Below are 23,082 nucleotides of genomic sequence, written 5' to 3'. Positions count from 1 at the left end.
CGATTAACGGATAGATTTCGTAATGCCAATATTGATACCCATACTGGTAATGGGCAGGTCTCCGATACCGAGTCCTTTGGCGGGTATTTTCAAATATGGTTCTACACGGAGCTTACCTATTGCGCCCAGGTTATGCTCCAATCCTACTCCCACGTGTATAATAGAAAACCAGTTTTGAGTTGCATTCTTATAAGCCCAGGAGCTGTTTTTCAGATCTCCGTAGTCGTTGTAATAATTATAATTATAATCTTCCTTCTTCATCAGGTAAGATGATACACCGGCATTGGCGTACCAGCTTGTGTGCTGACCATTTTTAATAAAGTAGCGGACATTCACTGGTATCTCATACATATTACAATACCCGTCTACGTTAATAATTTTCCAGTTTTGTATATAAGGAATCTTTTTTGTGCTGAAGCTGCTTCCTTCTGAATAATAGTTTTTGCGATCATAGAGGAGACCGGTTTCCACAGCGAAGCTGCGGGAGATGCGGTAGCCGACTATGATACCGGCGCCGTAGCCTACTTTGTTCACACGTTGCATTTTCACAGTGCTGATGTCAGGACTGGCGATGACGCCAAAGTAGAGGCCTTTTTGAACTTTGGCAGGTTCCTGTTTTTTCACTACCGGTTCTTTTTCCTTTTGTAAAGGAATACCCTGTACTGGTGTGGCAATAGCTGGCGCTGTAGTGCTGTCTGCAGGAAGTGTTGTTGGCACTGCTGCAAAAGTATTATCTGAATGAGTTGTTACATCGCCAATAACGGAATCGGATATATGTTTATTGTCTGTAATTGTTGTTTTATCAACATTGAATCTGTTAATGGTTAACCCGGGAACAGGCGAAGCAAAAGTAGCAACAGAAATAGTGGTAGTCTGTTTATTCGTCAGTGTGTCCGGGCCTGAACTTGTGATAGTGCCTGTGCCTGTATTTGCATTTGTCTTTGTTGTTGCTATTCCTGTTGCTATTCCTGTTTTCGTTGTTGCTATTCCTGTTCCTGTACGCGGCAGCTTACCATTTTTTAGCGGCGGCGCGTAGGATATAAAAAAAAGTACTGTCAGCAGGATGCTTATACCCAGCCATACCCACTTATTACTCCGCACGCCTTCCACCGCAGTACCCTGCGGCTGAGCAGACTGCAACCGGCTACTGAGTGCATCCCAGTCCGCACCATCCGTTTTTAAGGGATACTGCGACGCCGCATTGCGGAATAATTCGTCCATATCGTCATCTAAAAGCTGCATATATCAAATTCCCGTATGCCGTTATTTAATTTTTTTCTTAAATGTTCCCTTGCTTTTGACAGATTTGATTTTGATGTACCTAAACTAATATTCAGCTTGTCTGCAATTTCCTGATGGGAAAACCCATCTATTACATACATGTTGAACACAACCTGATAGGAAGGCGGCAATTCTTTGATCAGGATGATCAGTTCTTTGTAATATAACTTTTGTTCTGCGGATTGCCCCATATCGGGCTGTTCCCATACGTATTCCGGGATTCCCCCTATTTCCGGGATCATATTTTTCCGGCGCAGTTCATCGATGGCGGTGTTTACCATGATCTTGCGCATCCACCCCAGGAGCATTCTTTCCAGGTCGTCTCCTTCTTCATAGGTAAATCTGTCAAACCGGTTGAATAATTTAACAAATCCGTCGTTCACCACCTCAGTCGCTTTCTCATACCTATATATATACCTGAACACAATTTTCAGGGCATATGCATAATACCGTTCGTACAGAAGCCGCTGGCACCTGGGCTGTGCATGCATACACCCTTCTATTATGGTCTTAATTTGTTCCAAATGAGTAGCCGTCTGTATTTAATCTATACCCTTATAATACGGAACCTGTGATCTAAAGGTTGCCTGTAAATAGAAATATTTTTTTAACATTTAATTATCAAGTACTTATGTAATATAAAGGGCTATTAAACCTAAGAGATGAAATACTGATCTAAGCTAATATGAAATTATCACATGCTATCGGCTACTGCTCCCTGTTGCTGGCACTGGGCACTAGTTGTAACAGAAATATAGCTCCGCAGGAGCGTTTCCAATCCAGCCCCGTTGAGCCAGACGGCAATGCCTCCGAGTGGGCGATGCCCTTGCGCTATGCCAACAGCCAATATACGCTGTCTTATAGTATTACCAATGACTCCCGGAATATTTATATATGTGTCATGACCACAGATGCGGAGATGAAGCACCGGATTATGAAGGCTGGCATGAGTGTTTACTTTGATCCAAGGGGTAAAGAGAGGAAAAAGATGGCGCTGGTATACCCCGAAAGGAATATGGACGGCATTAAAGTCCCCACTGTTTACAATACGGATGGCTTCCTGAACATGGAAAACGGCCAGCATAACCTGTCTGACAAGATGACCGGGATTAAAATAGGGTTAAATCCAATGGCAGATAGCGCCCTGGTATACGAGGCGGCTATCCCTTTAAACAGGGTGCTCGTAAATGGATTGACGGAAAAAGCCCTTAGAAAGAACTTTAGTGTGGGGATTATGGTGAACCAGCTGCCAGGTAAACGGGGTGGTCCCGGAGAAGGACAGGGTCAGCGCCGTGGCGGTGGTGGGGGTTCCCCAAGAGTGTCATTTGGCGGAGGTATGGGTATGGGCGGCATGGGTAGTGGCATTGGTATGGGTGTAGGAATGGGCATGGGAGGCATGCGTGGCGGAATGGGTGGTGGCCGTGGAGGTGCACAGCAGGTACAGGAAGATGTGACCTGGAACACTTTCCGGTTTTCGGCTGAAGAAAAAAAATAAAATTCCCATCTTTGTGACATGAAATATGCCGACAAAGAGATCCAGGAGCTGGAAGAATTCTTTAAAACAGCGACCTTACCCGATTCTATAGAGTTACATCATAGTACCGTTATTACCGATGTGAAGGCTTTTGTACACAGCCATCTGCAGATTGCAAAGTTGCGACAGGGTGTACCAGTTTTTGAAGGATTTTATGACAGGCTGGTACTGCTGAAGGAAAAACTATCTCAATAATCGAACTCTGCTATAAAGTAAAACGCTTTTGCCTTCGGCAAAAGCGTTTTACTTTATAGGGAAATATTCCCGTAATTTTACCCCCTTTATGAACACGCAGACGCCAATACTGGATATACCATCCACCATAAAATATTATCTGTCTCTGGACAAAAAGGTCGCGCAAAGTTTTGGAATGGATAAATATGACGAGCTCCTGCACCCCGATAACTTCGCCATACTGAGCAACGAAGGCAGTGTTAAAAACGGAGCCCCCATTAAAACAGACCATTACGCCCTGATTCTTTGTATCAGGGGCCATTGCACAAAGACGGTCGGCCCTTTCACCTTCCAGGTGACCCCGCAGTCTTTGCATATTGTCTCGCCACGCTATATTAATTCTTTCGACAATGCATCTGAGGACCTGTTGCTCTACATGGTCATGTTTAAAAAAGAGTTTATTGCCGATATGTTTATCAAGCAAAGCGTACTTGACCCTTTGATGGACCTGCACCCGGAATGCCCTCCTATCTACAGCCTTTCTGACAGCAATTTTCAAAAGATAAAATCACTCTATGAGAAGATAGACCGGGAGTACAAGGAAGAAAACCCATTCTTTCTGCAGATTATCCGGTTACAACTGGTGGAATTACTTTATGAAGTAAACAGGACTTTTGAGAAATGTACGGATAGCCGCACGCACTACCAGCTGACCAGGCAGTATACGCTTTTCATGAACTTCAGGGATCTTGTGGAAGAACATTTTCTTACGAAGAGAACAGTGCAGGAATATGCAGACCTGCTACATGTTTCTGCCAAGCATCTGAGTGAGGTGGTGAAACAGGAAACGGGGAAAAATGCATTGCATATTATTCACTCGAGAGTATTCCTGGAAGCCAGGCTATTGCTCACGACTTCTTCATTAAGTGTAAAGGAAATTTCGGACCAGTTGAATTTTGATACCAGTTCTCACTTCAGCCGGTTCTTTAAGAAGTTTGCAGACGAGAACCCTTCTGCTTATAAAAAAGTGACTACGTCATAAAACGAAATAGTCGTCCGACATGCTGCGGACGACTATTTTCACTTAACCATAAACCCTATTACAAACTAAAGCTTAAATGCGTATGCTACTCTGATACCTATTACATTGTTGGATGAGCCACCATCGACAAACTTAGAGTTGCCATCAAACTTCACAGCTGCATCCAGGTAATTGCCTTTGCCCAATGGAATGAGGTAACCTATCGCTGGTGTGTATACGAAAGCTGCTGACTTATCGTTGTACAACCCGGTGCTATTGGTAATGAAGCTCACGCCCGCCTGCCCCTGTACGTATACATTGTTATTGCTGAACGGATAATACTTCAAACCTAATTTTACCGGAATTAACTGCAGATCATCCAGGCCGGGTGTATTGTCGGCAAATATGTTGGTGTATCCTGCATTCAGGTTCACGTACAATGTACGTTTTACCAATGCATAATCTGCCTGTACGGAACCACCCAGGGTCCAGTTGTAATGATCTTTGAGATTACCTAAGGGAATACCGGCTTCGGGGCCTACGCTTAAGAGAAATGCGGGTCTGTCTGTTGTTACCTTATCATCCTTGCTTTGTGCCTTTACACCTGCTGCTACTGCTAAAAATAAACCTAATGTAACAAGTCCTTTCATTACTTTCTTTTTCATCGTCTTTCGTTTTAATCTTTGTCTAATATATATTGTATCAATCTTGTATCAACTGTATATTCGCTTCCAGCTGTACGTCCTCGCCCAGCAGTAATCCACCACCTTCCAGTACAGCATTATATGTCAGTCCGAACTCCCATCTGCTGATGTTGCCCTTCACTTCAAAACCTATTTTCTTTTTGCCATAGGTATCCACGGCCACACCACCATATTCTGCTTCCAGTTCTACCGGGCGGCTCACACCTTTCATGGTCAGGGTACCTGCCAGGCTATATTTATTGCCCTTCATTTTCCTGAAGTAAGCTGATTGAAATGTAATTTGTGGAAAGTGTTCCGCATCAAAGAAATCGGCGGACTTTAAGTGTGTATCTCTTTGTTCCTGGTTGGTATCTATACTGTGTACATCCAGGGAGAAATGTACTTCTGCATCGTCGATGTGGTGTGGGTTAGAGAAGGAGGCACCACCATTGAAGTTGTTGAATGCACCGGTTACATTCGAGATAACAAGGTGTTTGATTTTAAACTGAACACCGGAGTGATCAGGGTCAATGATCCATTTCTGTTGATTCATAAACTTGCGCGATTTGTCATTAATTCCACACAAAAGTAGGACGTCCGGCACGTCGCATCAATTCCAAAAAGGCACAAAAAAAGACCAATTTTCCCTGTCGCCGGCGAGGCAGGAAAAATTGGTCATGTATTCCGATTTATTGGTATCATTCAGAGAGCCATTACCTTCTACCTTTGCATCGCAATGAAAATTGCAGTTTTAACAAGTTGTAGGTTTAAGTAATAGCCGTTTCGCCTCTGCGTCATGGCTTTTTTTTATTACAAGCCATCCAGCTGCATCGCTTCGAGGATCTGGCAATGATAAATGTAATCATACACAGAAGTCACTTCTGTAGGGTAATTAAGACCAAATGGCCAGAAGTGCTGACTATCTCCATACAATACAGCAGTTGAATTGCCGGTGAGCGTACGCAGTGTTTGCGTAGCATTAGCGCCGGTATAAGTTCCGCTTACAATCAGGGTATTCCACCATACACTTGTAGTGCCTACGCCTACGGTATGTGCTATTTCGTGCAGGGCGGTGGCCAGGTTCATATAATAGGTGTTGGAACCAAAACGGATACTGCCATTGATATTGCCATCGGCAGTGGATACAGAAGGCACATAGGTGACAGTAATTGTTTTGGTATAGGTGGTATAATGATTCATATACCATACGGCGCTATCCATAGCAGCAGTGATGAGGGTGTACGCGGCCTGTTCTGTAGACGTAGGGTTGCTGGACCTGACCAGGGTATAAGTCACGTTGCCTGTGACAGCAGCTGCGCTACTGGTACTGGCAACGTTATCTGATTTGAGATCGGGCAGGTCTTCTGTTTTCTTACAGGCAGCCATTAGGAGCATAACAAGGCTGATTGCTACGAGCAACCGGGGTTTTCTTTCCATTGTGTTAGATTTGAGGGTTTTAAAAATTACAGATTAAAATGTAACGGTAGCTGACTCCAATCCATTTCCTGTAGCTTTTAGTACCACTGCTCCGGGTTTGTTTCCTGCTTTGATGATCAACTGGGCATGCCCGTTGAAGAGGCTGCGCTGCCATGCACCTGGTATGCATTGATCAGGTTCATGGCTGCTGGGATCACCATTGCCGACACCAATGATGTCTGCCTGGCCATCCAGTGAGAAGTGGATCATATCGCCGGCTACGGGCACTGTTCTGCCCTTATCATCCACTGCACTCACGTTGACTACGACAGCGTCTTCGCCATCTGCCTGCAAAGTTGTCTTTGAGGGGGTTAATACAATCCGCTTAGGAGCACCGGTGGTTTCTACCTTGCTGGTGATCTTTTTTCCTTTCTTATAAGCTACCGCTTCGAGGGTACCGGGTTCATAGTTCACACTCCAGCGGAGGTGTCCATTTACCGGCATATCTTTTTTTCCAAGGCTCCTGCCATTGAGGAACAATTCTACATTTTCTGCATTGGTATTGATCCATACCAGCACGGGCTGCCCTTCTTTGCCGGGCCAGTTCCAGTGTGGGGCGATGTTCAGCACATCTTTGTCCGTCCACCAGGACTGATAATAGTAATATACATTTTTAGGGAAGCCGCACATGTCCATGATGCCAAAGTGAGAGTTGATATTTGGCCAGCTGTAAGGTGTAGGTTCCCCACGATAGTCAAAACCAGTCCAGGCAAAGCCACCCATAAACCAGGGGCGTGCTGCAGCCAGTTTCCACCAGATTTCGGCAGTAGATGCCCAGGATGGATATGTACTGTCATAATCGGGTACGTAGCCGTTTACGGTATCTTTTATGTAAATACCGCGGGTGGTTACGGTGCTTGCCACTTCGGTACCAATCACTGGTTGTTCAGGGTGATCTTTGTGATAGCCATCTACACCACCAAGGTTATAGTTGAAACCGCGTACGGGAATTACTTCGTTCACGCCATGGAATACATTCGGCATGTTGGCAGCGTAAGTGCTGGTGCGGGAAGGATCCAGCTCCTGCTGTACGAACAGGTTATGCTGCGCAATGCGCTTGCCGATGTCAGTATATTGGGTATGGAATTCTTCGTTGCCGATAGACCAGATGAAGATGCTGGGATGGTTTCTGTCTCTGAGGATCAGGCTACGTAGTTGCCCTTCGTATTCGGGGCCGCTGTTCAGCAATCTTGTTTCGTCCATCACGATCATGCCAAGGCTGTCGCAGGCATCCAGTAACTCAGGTGTGGGCGGATTGTGGCTGGTGCGATAAGCGTTGGTACCCATTTCTTTCAGCAGGGCGATCCGGTAGTATTGCAGGTAGTCAGGCAAAGCAACGCCTACACCGGCATGGTCCTGGTGACAGCATACGCCCTGTACTTTGATATTTTTACCATTGAGGAAAAAACCTTTGTCCTTGTCCATCACGATGGTGCGGACACCAAAACGCACTTTCACACTATCGATGGTTTTACCATTTGATTGCACGATAGCGACTGCACGATAGAGGTAAGGATTTTCCAGTGACCAGAGCTGTGGTTGTGTGATCGTTAAAGCCTGAGAGAGCTTTTTGCTTTCATTGACAGCGAGGGCCAGTGGTTGTGGTTTGCTTTGTGCCAGTGTTTTGCCTTCCCGGTTGGTGACCACAGTGTAGACAGTGGCATTGGCAGGGGCAATGTTTTCATTCTTTACAGTTGTTTCGATGGTGACCAGGGCATCGTTTCCTTTTTGTGTGGTGTGAACGAATACGCCACCGTCAGCAGCGATGTGGAGGTTATTGAAAACATTGAGCCATACATGGCGGTAGATGCCTGCGCCTTCATAGAACCAGCCTTCGTTTTGAGTAGCGTCGGCACGGACTACGAGTATATTGGGTTTGTCAAATTGTAATACATCGGTGATGTCGTAGGAGGCGCCGGTGTAACCGCTGAAGTTACCGCCCAGGTAGTAACCGTTTACCCATACCTTGCTGTCGCGGTACACGCCATCGAGCTGGATGACGAAGCGGTTGCCGGAATCGGCCCGGGCTACGTTGAAAGTTTTGCGGTACCAGCCGATGCTGTTTTCAGGGAAAAGGCCGCCTATTGGTTTGTAGCCGTGGCCTTCGAGGTCACCTTTTTTTGAATATTGGAATGGAAGGGTTACTGCCCAGTCGTGTGGGAGTTGGACATCCTGCCAGCTGTTGTCGTTGAATTTGAGTTCGATGCAGGTGTTGCTTGCATATCCCGATTTTGAGAAGGAAGTTTCCACGCCATAGTTGAAATCTCTTTCGGCGTTGCCTGCATGGCCGAGGGAGAATTTCCAGTTTGAGTCGAAGTTAATGTGTCTGCGTAGTGGTGACTGCGCGGCGGCGGTGATGCCGATGGTTAATGCTGTGAATAAAAGCAGCAAATCTTTTTTAGTCATGATGTTGATTTTCCTTGCGTGGGTAGAGGTAGCAATATAGGAATTAATAATTGTAAAAAAGACAGTTTTTATCAGGTATTTGAAGGCTGTGTGGCCTGCGGCAGCATGGAAGAGGTTTTTATTTCAGGCTGACGCCTGTGAGGAGGAAAAGAGTGGACTGTGAGGCTTAGTGGCCTGCCTGCCGCAGGCCACTAAGCCAGTTAAAATATGACTATATTTTGTTAATATCGAAGCGTAATACCTGCGCCAAAACCCATATCACTATCATAATGTGTAGATAAAGAAAGATAATTCGTCCAGATGTACCGGAAGCCGGCCATATATTCACGATCAGTATTTGCCATGAACTGGAATCGTAAGCGGCGGGTAAGCGGGATGTCTTCGCGGCTGAGTTGTAATCTTAGTTTGCCGTCTGTGTCGATGGAGGCATCTGCTACTAGTAGCATGGGTAAGGTATATTCCAGACCGGCATGCAGTACTCCCCGTTTATTGCGGGTATTGATCTGGCCGAACAAGTTCTTTTCAGGTTGTTTTTCACGACGGTAGCGAAAGTCCCATCCTATATATGGGAATAACCATTGCATACGACCAATATATCTTCCTAAATGGCTTTCTGTTTCATACCCGTTTTCTGCATTCAGCCCTACCCTCCATTCTGTTTGCAACCGGTAGCGGGTATTGGCAAATTGTAAGGTACCATCACTCCCATTGCTCTCCAGCCCTATTTCTGCCATGGTGTGAATTTGCCTGTCATCAGCTTTTATTTTCCTGAATGCCTTTTCAGGTTCCGGAAGTTCAGGATTGGCGGGAGAATTTTCATAACTGAATACCCGTCCCATGCCACTCATCATGTGGTATAAAATATGGCAATGGAAGAACCAGTCCCCGCTTTCTGTAGCTGCAAATTCAATGGTATCCTTTTCCATTGGCAGGATATCCAGGGTATGCTTGAGTGGTGCATAATCGCCCTGCCCATTCAGCACACGAAAGAAATGACCATGTAGGTGCATGGGATGACGCATCATGGTATTGTTGTATAGAATGATGCGGACATTTTCTCCTTTTTTGATAAGAATTTTATCTGATTCGGAAACGGTTTTGTTGTTGATGGTCCATACGTACCGGTTCATATTGCCGGTAAGGTCGAAGTGGAGTTCTTTTACAGGACCGGCGGGCAGGGTTGTTTTTTCAGTAGAGCGGAGCATGCTGTAATTGAGTGTGACAAGGTCGTCACTATTACCCATATGCATATGTTCCATATTTTCCGAGGGCTTTTTTCTATCCAGTTCAGGATACATCACTGTATTCATATCCATCTGCTGCAACGACATATCCATCCCCATATCATCCATATCTCCATTCATCTTCATCATACCATTCATCATCTTCATTCCTTCAAAATATCTCAGTCGTGGTAAACGATCTGCCGGCATCGCCATACCACTTCCCAGCAGGACAGCCGTACTATTTGTTCTATCTTCTGAAGTAGCCAGGAACTCGTATTGCATATCTTCGGGAATGGTAACGACTACATCGTATGTTTCAGCCACACCTATAATTAACCTATCTACCACCACCGGTTCCACATCTTTTCCATCATTTGCAACTACTGTAATTTTCCCACCTGAATAAGTGAGCCAGAAGTATGTAGAAGAACTTCCGTTTACTACACGTAATCTGACCTTATCTCCAGCTTTGTATTGGGGCAGCGTGTCTGTGAGTTTTCCATTCGTCATGAAATGGTCGTAATACACATCACTTACATCCATTGCCAGCATCCGCTTCCATTCGTTCGTCACTTTGGTACCAAATTTACCTGCTTTGATGGCCTCTCCATAACTCTGTACACTATTCTTCTTAACAGCAAACCAGTCTGACGCATTATGCAGATACCTGTTCACCGTATGTGGGTTCATGTAGGTATAGTCGCTCAACACCATGGTATATTCTTTTTGTGGCTTTTCATTCTTCTTATGAATGACAATAGCCCCATATAGTCCACTCTGCTCCTGGAACATGGTATGCGAATGATACCAGTAAGTACCATTTTGGATGATTGGAAATTTATATTCGTGGGTCTCCCCTGCTTTTATGGGGGCTGTAGTAAGGTAAGAAACTCCGTCGTACCTGTTTGGCAGGAGAATACCATGCCAGTGAATAGAAGTTTCCATTCCCATCTGGTTATGCACGTAAATGAGGGCGGTATCGCCTTCTGTGAATTCCAGTACGGGGCCGGGACTACCACCATTAATGGTCATTGCATGGTGCATGCCGCCATGGGCAATATACAGGTCATATCGCACAGTTCGCTGTGCAAAGGTAGCTGTGTAAAACAGCGACAGTAAAAGTATAAATAATAGTTTCCTCACCTGATAAAGGTAAATCAGGAAAAGGTATAGAATTTCGGGGGAGTTGTATAAAATTATTAGTTCTTACTAAAGGGTATCCTGATAAAGTGAGATTCCCATTGTTCAATGTCATGCTTATACATCTCGTCCACCTTGAAGTGCTGGCTGGCCAGAGGCTGTTCCGGTGCCACACGGCGGTGATGCTTGTATTCCAGTATGATCCCGGTCGAGACAATACTCTTTTGTATCACTTTCGGCGTGGATGCCGGGGTGTCCGCAACTATAAAAGGCCCCCCTTTTTTTCTTTTTCTAACTAACGCCATCGACACGGCGATGGCTACAACCGGCAGAAGGAAAAATAATTCCTTCGTCAAGTTACTGTCCATAAAAAAACTAAAGTATCCCTGTTTGCTGCAAAATAGCTACCTGCATGGCTGCCTTGTCCACTGCCTGCAGGAAACGGTCATACTGAAATGGTTTTAAGAGAAAATCGGCTGCCCGGGCATTGAATCCTTCGATCGCATATTCGCTGTAAGCAGTTGTAAACACAACTACCATTTTGCGGGGTAATGATTTATAAAAGTCCAATCCTGATACGTTTGGCATTCTGATATCAATGAACAATACGTCTATCACGTGCTCTTCCAGATATTTCAATGCTGCTGCCGTGCTGGTAAACACTTGTTCCAGGCTGATCAGATCTGTTTTACTACAATATGTTTCGATAACCTGCAGTGCAGGTGGTTCATCGTCTATCGCTATTGCTTTCATCATGCCAGGTCCATTGATAGTTGCACTGAAAAATCGTCTTCGCTCTCTGCTATGTTTAACTGATGTTGTGAGGGATAAAGTAACTGTAACCGTTTGATAGTATTCTCCATTCCGATCCCCTCTCCGTCTACCTGTCTTTTGCTCACTTTTTTATTGGCCACGTGCAGGGCGAGTTGTTGTCCTGTCAACTGTATATTGATTAGTATTTCTGATGGTGCATCCGGATTTACGCCATGCTTAAATGCATTTTCTATAAAGGAAATCAGGATCAGTGGTGCTATCTGCAGATCATTTGCTCCTACCTGCACCTGGCTGTGAATGGGTGCTGTATTTCCCAATCTGGCCTGCTGCAGGGCGATATAACTGGTGATATACTTGATTTCCCGTTCCAGTGGCACCTTGTGTTGGTTTGCATCTCTGAGCACGTAGCGCATCAGTTCTGACAACTCTATGATGGCGTCCGGTGCGGTATCGTCTTTGCTCAATACCAGTGAATAAATACTATTCAGGGTATTGAATAAAAAGTGCGGGCTGATTTGTCCTTTCAGATGTGTCAGCTCATCGTTGTACCGGGCTGTCTCCGCCTGAAACCAGCGGCTCCTGATACGCAGTAATACTGATGTAAGTATGACGATGGCAAAGAGAAATATATGATGCCTGATCTGCTCAGGAAAACTCCCCCCGTTCGGCATAGGTCCCATCCCATGTGCATCCGGCATCGATGGTGGTACAGGCGCTGGCTGCCAGGGTATATACCCTGTAAGCAGGGAAGGCAGCACACATATCATCATGAATGCCAGCACGATACAGGACAAATATAAGGCATACTTCCGCTTAAAATACATGACCGGGATCAGCCAGTAATAATTGAGATAAAAGACCAGCAACATGAGGGCATTGCCAACCAGGTCCCTGACATCCGGGCGGGAAAAGTATCCCGTTTCCTCAGGTGGCCTGGGAGATAGCAACAGGGGTACGAACAAAAACGCCATACTCCCCAATATGTGATACCATATATACCTGCGGTCCCCGGACATGAATGCTGATACTTTTTAATCAATCCTTCCCGGTCATACCTTCCCCCCGGAAGGCAGTTAAGGATACCCTGCAATTTGGCAATTTTACAGACTCCCTGATGAGGAATGAGGTAAACCGGCATTTTTTGTAGGTATAAAGTCTGATTTTCCGTATTTCTACGCACAAGGTTCCGGAGAAATACTGGCTATATTTTCGTATACCAATTGTAACTTGCATGGAAACTAATCGAACATGGTAAAAAAATTATAGCAAAGGATTTGTTCGAATTTCAAGATTTAGTTTTAATTTCACGACATCATTTACCTTTTTGCCCCAAATACGATAGATAGCATATTGATAAACCTAAAGGTAAGTGGATCACAACATTCATTATTTGGAAGAACCTGGAAATTTCATTTGATTTATTTACCCCAAAACTCAACTTCAGTAATGAAGCATCACTGATTTTTTATCGAACTGTAGCGCGTCTGTGAACAGAGAGTTCCCTACCTGAGAGGGAATCACACGTCTATTACTATACTTTACGCATATCATCCTGCATGATATAGTGTTTGGTAATTCCATGTAGTTAATTTAATCAATTAGCAATGATTGATCGTGCACTATTGTTGTTAAAAGAAGAGCTGGAATCATACCTGAGCATTACTGATGCTGCAGCAACCGTTGTCATTGACAACATTGGCCTGTTTGAAACAGCTGCCGGTACACAACTGCCGGACAACATTGTACTGACCCTTGTCAACCTTGAGGAAGAAAGTACACTGAAGAATAATACCCCCCTGAAAAAAGGTTATAGCAGCGCTGTATACCAGAATCCACCTGTGTTCCTGAACCTGTATGTACTGTTTGTATGTAACTACGGTGGCAGCAAGTACATAGATGCCCTGAAGCGATTGAGCTATGTGATCCAGTTCATACAAGGAAAGAGTTCTTTTCACTATGCTTCTGATACGGGCAGTCTGCCTCCCGGCGAAGATGTACTGGATATGAAGTTTACCCTGGAGCTTTATACCATGACCTTCGAGCAGATCAACCACCTGTGGGGATCTCTGGGTGGCAGACAAATGCCTTTTGCCATGTATAAACTCCGGCTCATTGCACTCACGTCGAACAACAGGCTGCGGGAAGTTCCACTCATTGAAGAAATAGAAAATAATAACGCCCCCATAAACAGGTGATCCAACCATGCAAACTATATATAAGATATTGTTTGAGGTAAAGGTGCTGCATGAATTCTATCTCACCAATCCAAAAGGTGATTCGATCTTTGCCCTGGACAACCAGGCAGACCGCCTGCTGTTCCTTACCGACAGGCTGGATAAAGATGCCGTATCTATCAATAACGACATCAGCTTTGATGTGCCGCCGGAACTGCATCAACTATTTAAAGATCATCATCTGCGCCTGCTCACCTCCTACTCCGGTTGCAAAGTAGGTATTGAAGTCACGGCTTCTTTTCTGCCTGACGGTACACGGGTGTATACGCCCAAAATACCGCTGCCAGCGGATTTACCGATTACGCTTCTCATCAGGGTGAAGAATCCTGTCTTTCATACCATTAGTAACACCCGCATTACTAATCCCGTGCCAGCCACATATTACTTCAGTAATGACAGTGTGCTCAGTGCGCTTAACTACCCTGCGCTCAGCAGCCGTATTGCAGACTATACTGCCGGCTATACATATGAACAGGGAGAACTTGCAACGATTGCCCCCAACAGCGTGAAGGCATATTATATTGATAATAATGTAGAAAAGTGGTTGCCGCTGCATGGCAATGACTACGTGAATGAGGGCGATCGTTGTTTGTTGCCACTGAAATTTAACTTTACATTTCCCGCCGGTGCTAATGTGACACAGGCCACCTTTACACTGAAAGATAGTGGAGGCAATGTAGTCAATACCATTGTAGCGCAAAATGCCGGTGGCTTACAAAAAGTAGCGCTCGACTACCGTAACCTCTCCCTGGTTAACTATATTAAATATTCGCTTGAAGTAGCTGGTGACAACGGGTTTGCCTGGCTACATCCCGTGATCTTTTCCAATACGGGCAGCTGGGCCACCCTGCAATTCAAACCGCGGGTGACCAATGCTGCATTTAACCTGCTGGATGACCAGGGGTATCTCTTTACCCGCAAACCGCCAGTGGGCAATATCAACGATCCCCCCATATTCGAGCTGAGGATACCCAGCAGACTTACCTACTGGCGATATGTGCATGCAAACAGGTTACCATTTGATCAGACCAATTACCCCGACGAATTATTGAATTACCAGAACGGATTACTCATTAGCAAAAGCCCCAGGAATTCCACTTATCAATCCACTTATTTTCAGAAACCGGACAATTCATTTTTCTTCCTGCCTAACCCGGAAGACTATGCAATGCTCCGTAGTGAAAATAAACAGCTATTCACCGAAATTATGTTACCTGCTTCAAAACTCTTTCCGGTAGCACCATAAACATTTAATCCTTAAAATTTTATAAACAAGAACATATGGCAGAATATAAAACCCCGGGCGTCTACATAGAAGAGATTCCCAAATTGCCCCCTTCCATCGCTTCCGTAGAAACAGCTATTCCTGCCTTTATCGGCTATACGGAAAAGGCCCAGTGGAAAGTGGCCGGCGACCTCACGAACAAACCATGGCGCATTGAATCCATGCTGGAATACGAATTGTATTTCGGCGGCGCCAGACCTGACGCAGGTATTGAAGTCACCGTCGATACCACACAGGGCAAAGTAGACATTCAGGGGGCCATCAATGCAGAACTCCGTTCCAAATACCTGATGTATTATTCCCTGCAAATGTTTTTTATCAATGGCGGCGGACCTTGTTATATTACTTCTGTAGGCGGCTATTCCGATGGGGATGTGATACTCGATGCTGACCTGCAGGCGGGTCTTGCAGAAGTGGAAAAGATAGACGAAGTAACTTTGCTCCTGTTCCCTGACGCCATCAACCTGGCCAGTGCAGGTAACTATTATGCACTGTATTCTCTCGCTATTGCACAGTGCGTAAAACTGAAAGATCGCTTTACTGTACTGGATGTATATTCTGATCCTGCAAACGCCGGCAACTGGCGCCTGGATGTGGAGTTCCTCCGCAATACACTCTCAGGTACTACAGATGACCTGAAGTATGCTGCTGTCTATTTTCCCCGCATCTATACGAGAACAGATTTCTCTTATAACGAAGGCGATGTAAAGATCATCAGCAAGGGCGCTGGCGACATCGGCGCTACCCTCACCGAACTCAAATCCAATAACAACGCTTACTACAATATGGCCCGCGGCGCTATCAACGATATCCAGATGCTGCTGCCTGCCTCCTCAGCTATAGTGGGGGTATATGCCACTGTCGATAACAATCGTGGGGTGTGGAAAGCACCTGCCAATGTGAACATCGAGTATGCTGTAGCACCAGAGCTGCTCATTACACAGGAAGAGCAGGAAAGCCTGAATGTGGATACTACTGCCGGTAAGTCTATCAACGTGATCCGTTCCTTCCCGGGCAGAGGCCCTGCCATCATATGGGGTGCACGTACCCTGGCCGGCAACGACAACGAATGGCGCTACATTCCTGTGAGAAGGTTCTTCAACATGGTGGAAGAATCGACCAAGAATGCCGCCCAGCAATTCGTGTTTGAGCCAAATGACCGTAACACCTGGATCAGGGTAAGGTCTATGATCGAGAACTACCTCACCCAGCAATGGAAGGCCGGTGCACTGATGGGTACCACCACCCGCGAAGCCTTTTATGTAAGGATTGGTCTCGGCGAAACCATGACTGAACAGGACATCTGGGAAGGCCGTATGATCGTGGAAATAGGATTGGCGGTAGTAAGACCTGCCGAGTTTATCATACTCCGGTTCATGCATAAAATGCTGACGGAAGCGTAAAATTTAACCTTTCAAACGATTTGTTATGGACATACCGCAAAAACAACAATCCCCCAATACAGATAAATGTAAGGACAAGGATAACGCCACCCAGAAGAGCATCAATACCCAACGGAGTATTGTGTGCAGCAATCTTTACGATACTGCTGCCTTGCTGGGTAAGGCCGAAAAAAGATATGACGGCGCCAGCGAACTGCTGAATGATAAGAAATGTCTCTTCGTAAAAACAGAAGACAACTACCGCCGCTATCGCAACCTGGAAATGACCACTGCCACTGAGCTGCTCATTACCAACGAAACACTGAAATCTAACATGGACACCTACAAAAAGTGGAATACCGCTTTGGGTGCTGCCCTGAAAGACATTGCGAAGAAAGCAAAAGAAGTAAAAACAAAATTCGCTGATCTGAAAGATGCTGCCGGCAAACTGGACAGCGCCATCAACGACAGCTGCAACTGCTCCCAGTACAAAGCGCTCACCGGCAAAAGCCGTGAAAACTGCAACTGCGGAGAAGGTGGCAAACAGGTGATTGCTGCCTGCGCACAATCAGAAGAGATCCTGAATGATCTTGTGAATATGCCGAAGGCACTGGCTGCCGATATTGATACCATCTTTCAGAGCGCTGCTGATGTAGCAGGCATCCAGCTTTTCTCTAATCTCGAAACATTAGAGCCACTGGAAAAAACCTTGTCAGACCAGTCTAAACTGTTTGAAGCACACATCAGCGCTGTGATGAAAACACGTAAGACAGACCTGGACAAACTGCAGGATGATGTAATCAAACAGGTACAGGAAGTGACCAGGGCTGTGACCGATCGCCATTATCAACGCAGCGTACTGGAAGGTTATTACGATGCGGCAAGGCATCTGTGCTGCCCTCCATGCGACTGTGTACAGGTAGGCGAAAGCAACTATTCACCGCGTTTGAAAGGATGCAGTGATGTCATCTGCAACATCTGTGATGAAGTAAAAGATGCCTTCTGCTGTAAACCTGTGCAACAGGAAGAAGAAGCTAATTGTTAAATTCTAAAACCCCGCAAATGTCTACTACCTATAATTACGATGCATTGGCAGCTGGCTGGGACGCAAAGATTGCCGATTGCTGCAACACCACTCCCACCAGTGATGGCGGCTGCACTGACTGTTGCTACGATACCTGGCAGGACCAGCTGAAAGACGTAACGCAACGCTCTGCGACCGTCACAGAAAAGACCACACAGCTCCAGAATAAAATTGCTTTTATTTCAGACAGGCGCAGCCGCTATAAAGTATGGCTCGATGAACTGGATAAAGCAGAGACCCTGGCGCGCAACATCTGCCACCAGCTGGAAATCATCGCTACCCAGGCAGACAAGATCTGGTACAATGCCAGCAAAGCCTGCAAAGCGATTGAAACCCTCTTCTGCATGATCAGGGATTTCTACAGCCAGGTAGATTATATCAAGAAAAGATACGATGACCTGCAGATCTGCATCCAGAAGAATGATGATCCTGCCCTCGAAAAAGGAAAAGGTATCCTGAAAGCACTCGATGACTATGGCACCAAACTGAATGCCATCATCGCTACCCGCGACGCCCTGATTGCACAGGCAGTCGAAGCTGTAAGACTCGCCAACCTTATCATCGACGCCATCACCAGCAAGGACTGCACCTGCGACTTCAAACCATGTGATAATAATTACCAACCATTCAAAGCACCGAATGACGGTAAAAACTACTATGGTTTAAAAACCATCATTACCACCTGGTACAATGTATTGGGTTGCGCCACTGGTTGTCCTGGCGAGGGTCCGACTCCTTCAGCTACCCCCGCAAAGAAGAACAACGGCCCTTCATCCGACGACGATTGTGGCCCTGACAATGGTAGCGATACCTGCGAACTGACCCCCATCCTCTCCTTCCCCATCTGTGCGGATAGTTACCGCACGACTGTACAAGCCCTTTTCGATAAAGACGACAAGTCCCTGGTGACCCTGTCTAAAAAGCTGAAAGAAGCCAATAAAGACAAGGAAGCACTGGACGCCTGCAAGAGTAGTCTCACCAACGCGATTGCAGTAGTGGATCCAAAATCAAGGTGTAATTAATCAAATTTTATCACGCTCAAAAATATAAATGCATATGGCAGCTAAAGGCGATTACCCAATTCCTAAATTCCATTTTCAGGTGGAATGGGGCACAGATTTCAGGATGGGCTTTACTGAAGTAAGCGGTCTTGATTTCGAAACCGAAGTGATAGAATACCGCGAAGGCAACAGCAAGAAATACAATAAATCCAAACAGGCAGGTCTGCGCAAGTTCAGCAACGTAACGCTGAAGCGGGGCACCTTTGAAGGGGACTTTGACTTCTATAATGAATGGTCCAAGACCTATTACTTCCAGGAAGGTAACAAAACGGGTTCCAAATACCGCAGAACTGTTACCATCAAACTGCTTAACGAAAACCATGAAGCCATCATCACCTGGAAACTGCTCAATGCATGGCCTTCCAAAGTGCAGTCTACCGACCTGAAAGCCGATGCCAATGAAGTGGCCATCGAGACAATGGAACTGGTACATGAGGGACTTGAAATCATGGAAGCTAACAACTAATCATGGCAGAAAATGTAGCAAATTCCTTTTATCAGACCGTGAACTTCCACTTTCGGGTGGAGTTCGTTACCGACAAGGAGAACATTGATGTACGCTTTCAGTCGGTGAGCGGACTCGATGCCACGCTGGATACGGAGACGATAAAGGAAGGCGGTGAAAACCGTTTTGAGCACGTAATTCCGGTGAGAAGAAAGTACGGCCCCCTCGTATTGAAGAGGGGGCTGTTATCCCCCTCGCAAAGCGCGATGCTGACGCAATGGCTGAAGGACGCCTTTGATCATGAGCAGGTAAACCCTATTCAGCTGCTTCAGGTATCGCTGCTGAATGAAGATCATGAAACACTCATGTTGTGGAAACTCAGCAATGTATGGCCCCGCAGCTGGAAGATAGGCGAGCTGAATGCAGAACGGGGAGAGGTGTTGATAGAGACACTGGAACTCAACTATAACCGATTAATCTTCGAATAACATGCCTATAGAGATCAGAGAACTGGTAATCAAAGCCACCGTAACCGACGATGCCGCTGGCGGCGGAGGCAATGCCGGCAAATCGGGCAGTGGTGATAACAACAGTGTATCGCCGGGCGAAGAAATGATAAAAGATACCCTGGACAAGATCATGGATGCTATAAAAGATAGAAATGAGCGATAATAATCACCTGGTAAAGCTGAAGATCCACTCTTTCCCCAACCGCGACTTTACGGGTGCAGAGACGGTATTTACTGTGCCTGTAAACCCGGAGTCGTTCACCAAGAACTACAAAGTAGACCTGGACGAAAGAAGAGGACATGGCAACAATGGTACGGATGTACGCTTCAAATCGACCGCACCTGAAGAGCTACGGCTTGAATTTATTCTCGATGGCACAGGTACTATGGAAGGTTACCTCGATGCCCTGAAAACCGTGCCGGTACATGACCAGCTACAGTCATTTCTGAACTGTGTGTACAATATGGATGGTAACATTCACCGCCCGCGTTTCCTGCTTATCATCTGGGGTTCAGAGATCAGGTTTCGCTGTGTACTCTCCAATCTCGATATCAATCATACCCTCTTTACACCGGAAGGTAATCCACTACGCGTAAAGCTGAATGCCACCTTCCTGAACTACGTAGCCAGACAGGAACGACTGGCACAGGACAGGCAAAGCTCCCCAGACCTGACACATTATAGGAAGGTAGTACAGGGCGACCGGCTGGACAACCTGACCAACACCATCTATAACGATCCCGTTTATGTGATGCAGGTAGCCAAGGTCAATGGCCTGAGCACGATCCGGCGCGTCAAAGCAGGTACCGAACTTTATTTTCCACCCTTTGACCAAACTGAAAAGTAATGGAAGAAATACTGATACCAAACGACTCACAGCATGATGTAGCCACATTTACGCTACTCGTGAATGATCTGGCAATACCGCCGGACTACCAGATCCTTTCCATTACTGTCACCAAAGAAATTAACCGTATTCCCATGGCACGTATTATACTGCGCGATGGGGAAGCACCTGATAAAACATTTGCACTCAGTGACGAAGACCTGTTTATTCCAGGCAAAAGTATTGTGATCCGGATTGGAAGAGATGGCAACAATCAACAGGTATTTAAAGGTATCATTACCCGCCATGCCATCAAGGTCAAAGAAAATGGTAATGGCGAACTACACATAGAATGCAGGGACGATGCCATGCGCATGACACTGGGCAGGCATAGCCGCTATTTTGAGCAGGTGAAGGATAGCGAGGTATACGATGACCTTATTGGTAAATACGGTCTCAGTAGTGATACGCAGGCTACGACCCTTACACACAAAGAACTGGTTCAGCACCATCTGAGTGACTGGGATTTTATGCTGCTGCGGGCAGAAGCCAATAGCATGCTGGTAAATGTAGATGATGGAAAGGTGATCATTAAAAAACCGGATACCAGTGCTGCCCCTGTATTACAGATAAGTTACGGCTCTTCTATACTGGAATTTGAAGCAGACATCGATGCCCGCAGGCAATGGAAAAACGTCGCTGCACGCTCATGGGATTACAGCAACCAGCAATTGTTTCAGGCAGATACAGACAATGTTTCCTTTTCCGAACATGGAAACCTGAGCGGACAAGACCTTTCTGCCGCCATGAAGCAATTGCCTTTTGAACTGCATCATAGTGGTCACCGCCTGGAACAGGAGTTGCAGGACTGGGTGAATGGGACCATGCTGAAAAGCCGTATGAGCAAGATCAGGGGCCGGGCGCGCTTCAGTGGGTTTTCCACTATCAAACCCGGCGATATGGTAAAACTGGATGGTGTAGGCAACCGCTTTAAGGGCAATGCATTTGTAACAGCTGTAAGACAGGAACTGGGCAAAGGAATATGGGATACACATATCCAGTTTGGCCTCGATCCTACCCCTTATGCTTTCCTGCATAATGATATGAACGATGCACCGGCTGCCGGGCTGGCAGGCGGCATCAGCGGTTTACAGATCGGCGTGGTCGTACAGCTGGAAAATGACCCTGACGGCCAGGATCGCATCCTGGTACGCATACCTGTCATAGACAATGACGCACAGGGTATATGGACACGTGTTGCCAGCCTGGATGCCGGCAAAGACAGAGGCGCTTTCTTTCGTCCTGAAATAGGTGACGAAGTGATTGTAGGTTTTATCAACGATGATCCCCGCGATGCTGTAGTACTGGGCATGCTGCACAGCAGTTTCAAACCTGCACCTATAAAAGCACAGGATGCAAATAATGAAAAAGGATTTACTACCCGTAGTAAAATGCACATCTCATTTAACGATGATACCAAAACCATTAGCATCGATACACCAGCCGGCAATAAGATTGTACTGGATGAAGCAGGCCAGCAAATCACCATCACGGATCAGAACAGCAATAAGGTAACAATGGATTCCAACGGAGTGAGCATGGAGAGTCCGGTTGACATTAAGCTCAAAGCCGGCGCTAACCTGAGCCTGGAAGCAGGCGCTTCTTTAAGTATAAAAGCGGCCTCGCTCTCCATGCAGGCCAGTGCAGATGCGCAGATCTCCGGAGCAACCACCAAACTGGCATCCTCCGGTATTACTGAAATAACAGGATCATTAGTCAAAATAAACTGATATGCCACCAGCAGCAAGAATAGCAGATATGCATACATGCCCGATGGTAAACCCGGGTCCGGTGCCACATGTAGGTGGTCCGGTGACAGGGCCGGGAGTACCTACTGTATTGATAGGGGGTATGCCAGCTGCGGTAGTAGGCGATATACTGGTATGTACAGGGCCACCTGATACCATTGTAAAAGGCTCGGTTACCGTATTTATAGGTGGCCGCCCTGCTGCCCGTATGGGCGATAATACAGCCCATGGGGGCGTGATAGTAGCGGGTCTGCCTACTGTGATGATAGGAGGATAATTATAAAAAAGAAAACATGAGCACAATAGTAAACTCATTTCTTGGCCGTGGATGGTCGTTCCCGCCCACCTTCAACCAGCAAACAGGTGCGGTGGAACTGGTAAGCGACTATGAGGATATTCAGGAAAGCCTCAACATCCTGCTGAGTACCAGCCTGGGAGAAAGAGTGATGCAACCCAAGTATGGCTGTAACCTCAACGACTATTTGTTTGAACCACTGAGCAGCTCGATGATCGGCTATATCAAAGACAGGGTACAGACAGCCATCCTGCTCTACGAACCCCGCATCATTGCCGGGAAAATAGACGTGACGGCAGACAGCTCTTTTGACCTGATAGAAGGCCGGTTCACTATTTCGATTGAATACACCGTACCTGGAACCAACTCCCGTTTCAACTATGTGTACGATTACTATAAGAACGAGGCATTAAAGCCAGTATAAAGAATCAATAACT

At 46.2% G+C, this 23,082-nt stretch carries 25 protein-coding genes; 15 read left to right on the top strand and 10 right to left on the bottom strand.

Translation table 11 applies throughout. The features are described 5' to 3' along the window. Window positions 1-3: 3 nt before the first annotated feature. Window positions 4-1,242 (bottom strand): hypothetical protein, encoded by a 1,239-nt coding sequence (locus ABDW16_RS18550; protein ID WP_343671792.1) that lies wholly within the window; start codon window positions 1,240-1,242, stop codon window positions 4-6. Beyond that, entirely contained in the window at window positions 1,230-1,772 is a 543-nt protein-coding gene (locus ABDW16_RS18545) for a sigma-70 family RNA polymerase sigma factor (RefSeq protein WP_343671791.1), read from the bottom strand. Before ABDW16_RS18545 ends, ABDW16_RS18550 begins: the two co-directional genes overlap by 13 nt. Window positions 1,773-1,966: 194 nt before the next feature. Here ABDW16_RS18545 and ABDW16_RS18540 point away from each other — a divergent pair, with 194 nt between their 5' ends. The 3 genes from ABDW16_RS18540 (at window position 1,967) to ABDW16_RS18530 (ending at window position 4,031) form a co-directional block, all read left to right on the top strand. Beyond that, window positions 1,967-2,776, top strand: coding sequence for a hypothetical protein (locus ABDW16_RS18540; protein ID WP_343671789.1), 810 nt, complete (start codon window positions 1,967-1,969; stop codon window positions 2,774-2,776). 18 nt (window positions 2,777-2,794) lie between these two features. Continuing rightward, the gene (locus tag ABDW16_RS18535) at window positions 2,795-3,010 is read left to right on the top strand and encodes a hypothetical protein (protein WP_343671787.1); all 216 of its coding nucleotides are present in this window, start codon (window positions 2,795-2,797) and stop codon (window positions 3,008-3,010) included. Between the two features lie 88 nt (window positions 3,011-3,098). Then, window positions 3,099-4,031 carry a helix-turn-helix domain-containing protein gene (locus ABDW16_RS18530; RefSeq protein ID WP_343671786.1) on the top strand — a complete coding sequence of 311 codons (933 nt, stop codon included), beginning with the start codon at window positions 3,099-3,101 and terminating at the stop codon, window positions 4,029-4,031. Between the two features lie 65 nt (window positions 4,032-4,096). Here ABDW16_RS18530 and ABDW16_RS18525 read toward each other — a convergent pair whose 3' ends face one another. From ABDW16_RS18525 to ABDW16_RS18490, 8 genes are all read right to left on the bottom strand, one after another. After that, entirely contained in the window at window positions 4,097-4,675 is a 579-nt protein-coding gene (locus ABDW16_RS18525) for a hypothetical protein (protein WP_343671785.1), read from the bottom strand. Between the two features lie 37 nt (window positions 4,676-4,712). Beyond that, window positions 4,713-5,246, bottom strand: coding sequence for a YceI family protein (locus ABDW16_RS18520; RefSeq protein WP_343671784.1), 534 nt, complete (start codon window positions 5,244-5,246; stop codon window positions 4,713-4,715). 257 nt (window positions 5,247-5,503) lie between these two features. Continuing rightward, window positions 5,504-6,130: a hypothetical protein gene (locus tag ABDW16_RS18515; RefSeq protein WP_343671782.1), complete on the bottom strand. Its 627-nt coding sequence runs from the start codon at window positions 6,128-6,130 to the stop codon at window positions 5,504-5,506. Window positions 6,131-6,163: 33 nt separating this feature from the next. After that, window positions 6,164-8,575 (bottom strand): beta-galactosidase GalA, encoded by a 2,412-nt coding sequence (galA, locus tag ABDW16_RS18510; protein WP_343671780.1) that lies wholly within the window; start codon window positions 8,573-8,575, stop codon window positions 6,164-6,166. A gap of 221 nt (window positions 8,576-8,796) precedes the next feature. Beyond that, entirely contained in the window at window positions 8,797-10,944 is a 2,148-nt protein-coding gene (locus tag ABDW16_RS18505; RefSeq protein WP_343671779.1) for a multicopper oxidase domain-containing protein, read from the bottom strand. A gap of 56 nt (window positions 10,945-11,000) precedes the next feature. Further along, window positions 11,001-11,309, bottom strand: a complete 309-nt coding sequence (locus ABDW16_RS18500; protein ID WP_343671778.1) for a hypothetical protein — start codon at window positions 11,307-11,309, stop codon at window positions 11,001-11,003. A 7-nt stretch (window positions 11,310-11,316) separates the two neighbouring features. Continuing rightward, window positions 11,317-11,697 carry a response regulator gene (locus ABDW16_RS18495; protein WP_343671777.1) on the bottom strand — a complete coding sequence of 127 codons (381 nt, stop codon included), beginning with the start codon at window positions 11,695-11,697 and terminating at the stop codon, window positions 11,317-11,319. After that, entirely contained in the window at window positions 11,694-12,686 is a 993-nt protein-coding gene (locus tag ABDW16_RS18490; protein WP_343671776.1) for a sensor histidine kinase, read from the bottom strand. The genes ABDW16_RS18495 and ABDW16_RS18490 overlap by 4 nt, the downstream gene beginning before the upstream one ends. Before the next feature lie 633 nt (window positions 12,687-13,319). Between ABDW16_RS18490 and ABDW16_RS18485 the strand changes: the two genes are divergently transcribed. The 12 genes from ABDW16_RS18485 to ABDW16_RS18430 are packed head-to-tail and all read left to right on the top strand — an operon-like array spanning window position 13,320 to window position 23,069. Then, entirely contained in the window at window positions 13,320-13,910 is a 591-nt protein-coding gene (locus ABDW16_RS18485; RefSeq protein ID WP_343671774.1) for a DUF4255 domain-containing protein, read from the top strand. 7 nt (window positions 13,911-13,917) lie between these two features. Then, a complete protein-coding gene (locus ABDW16_RS18480; RefSeq protein WP_343671773.1) occupies window positions 13,918-15,195 on the top strand; it encodes a hypothetical protein in 1,278 nt (425 codons plus the stop codon). Between the two features lie 35 nt (window positions 15,196-15,230). Further along, a complete protein-coding gene (locus tag ABDW16_RS18475; protein ID WP_343671771.1) occupies window positions 15,231-16,637 on the top strand; it encodes a phage tail sheath C-terminal domain-containing protein in 1,407 nt (468 codons plus the stop codon). Window positions 16,638-16,662: 25 nt separating this feature from the next. Continuing rightward, window positions 16,663-17,661 (top strand): hypothetical protein, encoded by a 999-nt coding sequence (locus ABDW16_RS18470; protein WP_343671769.1) that lies wholly within the window; start codon window positions 16,663-16,665, stop codon window positions 17,659-17,661. Window positions 17,662-17,678: 17 nt separating this feature from the next. Further along, the gene (locus ABDW16_RS18465) at window positions 17,679-18,722 is read left to right on the top strand and encodes a hypothetical protein (protein WP_343671767.1); all 1,044 of its coding nucleotides are present in this window, start codon (window positions 17,679-17,681) and stop codon (window positions 18,720-18,722) included. Window positions 18,723-18,756: 34 nt separating this feature from the next. After that, window positions 18,757-19,227, top strand: a complete 471-nt coding sequence (locus ABDW16_RS18460) for a phage tail protein (protein WP_343671765.1) — start codon at window positions 18,757-18,759, stop codon at window positions 19,225-19,227. A gap of 2 nt (window positions 19,228-19,229) precedes the next feature. Beyond that, window positions 19,230-19,694 carry a phage tail protein gene (locus ABDW16_RS18455; protein ID WP_343671764.1) on the top strand — a complete coding sequence of 155 codons (465 nt, stop codon included), beginning with the start codon at window positions 19,230-19,232 and terminating at the stop codon, window positions 19,692-19,694. Window position 19,695: 1 nt separating this feature from the next. Beyond that, the gene (locus ABDW16_RS18450; protein WP_343671763.1) at window positions 19,696-19,878 is read left to right on the top strand and encodes a DUF5908 family protein; all 183 of its coding nucleotides are present in this window, start codon (window positions 19,696-19,698) and stop codon (window positions 19,876-19,878) included. Next, entirely contained in the window at window positions 19,868-20,563 is a 696-nt protein-coding gene (locus ABDW16_RS18445) for a hypothetical protein (RefSeq protein WP_343671761.1), read from the top strand. Before ABDW16_RS18450 ends, ABDW16_RS18445 begins: the two co-directional genes overlap by 11 nt. Further along, on the top strand, window positions 20,563-22,332 hold the full coding sequence (gene vgrG, locus ABDW16_RS18440; protein WP_343671759.1) for a type VI secretion system tip protein VgrG: 1,770 nt from the start codon (window positions 20,563-20,565) through the stop codon (window positions 22,330-22,332). Before ABDW16_RS18445 ends, vgrG begins: the two co-directional genes overlap by 1 nt. Window position 22,333: 1 nt before the next feature. Further along, window positions 22,334-22,627 carry a PAAR domain-containing protein gene (locus tag ABDW16_RS18435; RefSeq protein WP_343671758.1) on the top strand — a complete coding sequence of 98 codons (294 nt, stop codon included), beginning with the start codon at window positions 22,334-22,336 and terminating at the stop codon, window positions 22,625-22,627. Between the two features lie 16 nt (window positions 22,628-22,643). Then, window positions 22,644-23,069, top strand: a complete 426-nt coding sequence (locus tag ABDW16_RS18430) for a GPW/gp25 family protein (protein WP_343671757.1) — start codon at window positions 22,644-22,646, stop codon at window positions 23,067-23,069. Window positions 23,070-23,082: the final 13 nt, after the last annotated feature.

The sequence above is a fragment of the Chitinophaga sp. genome, assembly GCF_039596135.1.
GTDB lineage: Bacteria > Bacteroidota > Bacteroidia > Chitinophagales > Chitinophagaceae > Chitinophaga.
This window is presented reverse-complemented; position numbering and strand designations above follow the sequence as displayed.